The 4,045-nt window shown below is 61.9% G+C and carries 3 protein-coding genes; all 3 read left to right on the top strand.

Annotated features, from left to right (window positions below; translation table 11 throughout):
• A partial coding sequence (locus tag AC1DY5_RS45315) for a hypothetical protein (protein ID WP_478120940.1) occupies positions 1 to 497 on the top strand: 497 nt, incomplete at its 5' end.
• A 401-nt stretch (positions 498 to 898) separates the two neighbouring features.
• The gene (locus AC1DY5_RS45310) at positions 899 to 3,187 is read left to right on the top strand and encodes a CRISPR-associated endonuclease Cas3'' (protein ID WP_478120939.1); all 2,289 of its coding nucleotides are present in this window, start codon (positions 899 to 901) and stop codon (positions 3,185 to 3,187) included.
• 59 nt (positions 3,188 to 3,246) lie between these two features.
• Positions 3,247 to 3,921 carry a type I-C CRISPR-associated protein Cas5c gene (gene cas5c, locus AC1DY5_RS45305; RefSeq protein WP_478120938.1) on the top strand — a complete coding sequence of 225 codons (675 nt, stop codon included), beginning with the start codon at positions 3,247 to 3,249 and terminating at the stop codon, positions 3,919 to 3,921.
• Positions 3,922 to 4,045 lie beyond the last annotated feature (124 nt).

The following is a 4,045-nucleotide window of genomic DNA, read 5'->3' as shown; positions in this document are numbered from 1 at the left end:
CGAATGGTGGGGCGCAACTCAGTCTAACCGATGGATTCGTTTTTTTTGGCAGCGCATTCGACGGTCGCCTGCCTCAAGTCTCAACCAGCACGACGTTCGCTACCGTTGCGTCAGTACTGCAGGCCGCACGGGACCTTGCGAACCCGACTCATCAACTCAGGCCGACAGGATACGAGTCCGTCGTGCTCGCGCCGGAGAATTTCCAGCGGTTCAACGACAACCTACTGCAGGCGTGCATCCTGCGAGCCGCCTACCCATCGGAACTCGACTACTCGTCGAGCCCACATCTGAGCGGTCTGATGAAGGAATTTCTGCTCAAGCTGTTTGCTCGGCGGGATCATGCTTACGGAGCCGCAGCACTGGAGTTCGCGGCCGCTTTGGCATCGGGGAGGCTTCGCTTGGCGGCCAGCGACCTCCAGACGCTTCGCGCCAAGGCCGTTGAGATGTTGGGCGGAGCGGCGAGCCCTCTTCTTGGGTTCATATGCTTGATTGAATGAAATCAGCAATGTGACACCGTGCCGCGCATGTGTCGAGCGCCATTAGCCGTCAGTCGGTTTATTGGGCGATCCCCAATCGAAAAGGGCGGTGGCTGCCCGATACGGCGAAAACGCAGAGAAGTGCTCAAGCTGGCGCACCAAGGCCTTGGATACCGGCGATTCGGCGCCCTCGATATTCGATCCATGGTCGTCCCTGTGGGAGCGTCGGCTCTCGCACGTCCTCCCCGCCTGCGCCTCCGCGGTCCACTATCGAGCGTGTAATTGTGATGGCTACACCCCTTGATCGGCCCCAAGCGTTCAGCCTAGCGATCGCGGCGTGCGCGATGTAGCTCTCGGCCATGCGAAGGGGCGAAATTTTCGATTACATTTTGTAGCGACGCCCGCGCAGCAAGGTCCGCCGATTGCACGCAGCGATCCACTGCTTTCCAGGAGATGGCATCACATATTTCGCGCACTCCGTTCAGGGGCAAGCTACTGCGACTTGGCAGCGCCTCTCTGACCACCTGCTGCAAACAGGCAGCGCAGCCGGGGCATTCGCCGAAGTTTTCGGTGCAAGTCTGTTGGCTGACGTTCAAGGCCGGTTACACGACCTTGGAAAATACACCGACGCTTTCCAGCTTCGATTGAGCGGAGAGGGACCGCGCGTCGACCATTCGTCCTGGGGCGCCCGCGTAGTGGTGGAGCGTTTTGGCCCTGTTATTGGTCAGTTGCTGGCCTACGGCATTGCTGGCCACCACGCGGGCCTTGCCAACGGTCAGGGGGCAGGAGAGCGCACCGCCCTCCAAGATCGGCTGCGCAGTGAGCTTCCATCGCTTGATCAATTGTGGCGCGACGAGGTTGAACTGCCTGCTGCGCTAGTTCCGCCGGCAGGCTTCAAGCCCTACGGCAAGAACCTTTCCGAGAACAAGGAGCGCCAACAGTTCCAGTTCACTTTTCTTGCGCGCATGCTGTTCTCGTGCCTCGTGGATGCCGACTTCCTTGACACGGAAGCGTTTTACGACAGCACTGAAAGGCGCGTGTCCCACCGGGCCGCCGACCCGCCGACCCTGCTGCAGTTGCGCGAACGGCTCGATGCGTTTCTTGGCACCTTTCAAGCCGATTCGCCGGTCAACAGCCTGCGCGCCGACATCCTGCGCCATGTGCGTGGTGAAGCCGACCACCCCCCCGGTCTTTTCTCGTTGACCGTTCCGACCGGCGGCGGCAAGACGCTGGCGTCTCTTGCCTTCGCGCTAGATCACGCGATCCGCCATGGACTGCGGCGAGTGATCTTCGTGATCCCGTTCACAAGCATCGTCGAGCAAAACGCGGCCGCGTTCCGCCGCGCCCTGGGCGATCTGGGCGAGCGCGCGGTCCTCGAACACCACAGCGCCTTCGTCGAACCAACCACTCCTTCTTCGGATCCGGACAAGTACCAATCCCTGCAAAAGCTCCGGCTGGCCATGGAGAACTGGGACGCGCCGATCGTCGTCACCACGGCAGTGCAGTTCTTCGAGAGCCTGTTCGCAGCCCGTCCCTCGCAATGCCGCAAGCTGCACAACATCGCAGGCAGCGTCGTCGTCCTCGACGAAGCCCAGACCCTTCCGCTGAAGCTGCTGCGTCCCTGTGTGGCGGCGATCGACGAACTGGCGCGCAACTACCGCAGCAGCATCGTCCTGTGCACGGCCACACAGCCGGCACTGAATGCACCGGATTTCGTGGGTGGCCTTGACGGTGTTCACGAGCTTGCGCCGAACCGAGACAACTTGTTCCGCCAGCTTGAACGGGTGCGCGTGCGGCATGTGGGCATGTTGGACGACGAGGCACTGGCAGGCCACATGCGTGGACGCGAGCAGGTGCTGTGCATCGTCAACAACCGCCGCCATGCGCGCGCTGTGTATCAGGCCATGGCCGACCTGCCAGGCGCGCGCCATCTGACCACGTTGATGTGCGCCAAGCATCGCAGCGCCGTGTTGGCCGATGTGCGGCAGATGTTGAGGGATGGCTTGCCTTGCCGGCTGGTATCAACGTCGCTCATCGAGGCGGGCGTTGACGTGGATTTCCCCACGGTGCTGCGGGCCGAGGCCGGGCTCGATTCCATCGCACAGGCTGCCGGCCGCTGCAACCGTGAGGGTCGGCGCGCGCTGCTTGCTAGCGAAGTGCTGGTGTTTGCGGTGGCCAAGGATGAATGGGCGCCGCCGCCCGAACTCGAGCAGTTCGCCCAGGCCGCACGTGAAGTGCTGCGCCTGCATGCAGACGACCCGCTGTCGCCTGCGGCCATCGAGCGCTACTTCCGGTTGCTCTACTGGCAAAAGGGGGACAACGAACTTGACGCGCACGACTTGCTGGGCATCGCGCGAGGCAGTCGCCCCGACAGCCTGCCGCTGGAGACGCTGGCCACCAAGTTCCGAATGATCGACAACCTCCAGATGCCGGTGGTCGTGCCTTACGATGATGCGGCACGCGCGGCGCTGGAAGCATTGCGTTTTTCGGAAGGCAGTTTGGGTGTCGCGCGGAAGTTGCAACCGTACCTTGTGCAACTGCCCCGCCAGGGCTTCGATGCGTTGCGCAAGGCCGGAGCGATCCAGGCGGTATCACCTGAGAAGTGGGGCGAGCAATTCATGGAATTGATCAATCACGACCTGTATGACAGATGCGTGGGGTTGGACTGGGGCGAGCCTGCTTACATGCATATCTCCAGCACCATCGTTTAGCCATCAGAGGCCGACCTTAGGGCGTTGCCTTTGGGATGTTATTTTGGGAAGAGGGATCAATGACATTTGGAGTTCGAGTTCTCGTGTGGGGCGACCGCGCATGTTTCACGCGCCCGGAAATGAAAGTAGAGCGCGTCTCATACGACGTGATTACCCCGTCGGCCGCGCGCGGCATCCTCGATGCCATCCATTGGAAGCCGGCGATCCGCTGGTCCGTGGACCGCATCCACGTGCTGAAGCCGATCCGCTTTGAATCGATCCGCCGCAACGAAGTCGGCGGCAAGCTTTCATCTGCCAGCGTGGCGAAGGCTATGAAGGCTGGCAGCACGTCTGGCATAGCGAACTTCGTCGACGAAGACCGGCAACAGCGCGCCGCCACCATCCTGCGCGACGTGGCATATGTCATCGAAGCGCACTTCGACATGACGGCCAAGGCTGGCCCCGACGATTCGGTTGGCAAACATCTGGACATCTTCAATCGCCGCGCGCGCAAGGGCCAATGCTTCCAGATGCCTTGCATGGGTGTGCGAGAGTTTCCTGCGAACTTCCGGTTGCTGGAAGACGGTGAGGCGATTCCCGCCGCCGATGACAGCCTGCAGGTAGAGCGTGACCTGGGCTGGATGCTTCACGACATCGATTTCGATCGCGGTATGGCGCCGCGCTTCTTTCGTGCGCGTCTGGCTGGGGGCGCGATCGAAGTGCCGCCCTGGCAAAGCGACGAGGTCAAGGCATGATCCTCCAGGCCCTGTATCAGAACTACCAGCGCCTGCTCGCGCGCGGTGAACGCGACCTTTCGGCCTTCGGTTACAGTCCCGAGAAGATCGGCTATGAAATTCTGCTGGCAGCGGACGGGTCGGT

The sequence above is a fragment of the Variovorax sp. P4_D9 genome, from assembly GCF_056401695.1.
The sequence above is the reverse complement of the archived record's forward strand: the minus strand, read 5'-3'. Positions and strand labels throughout refer to the sequence as shown.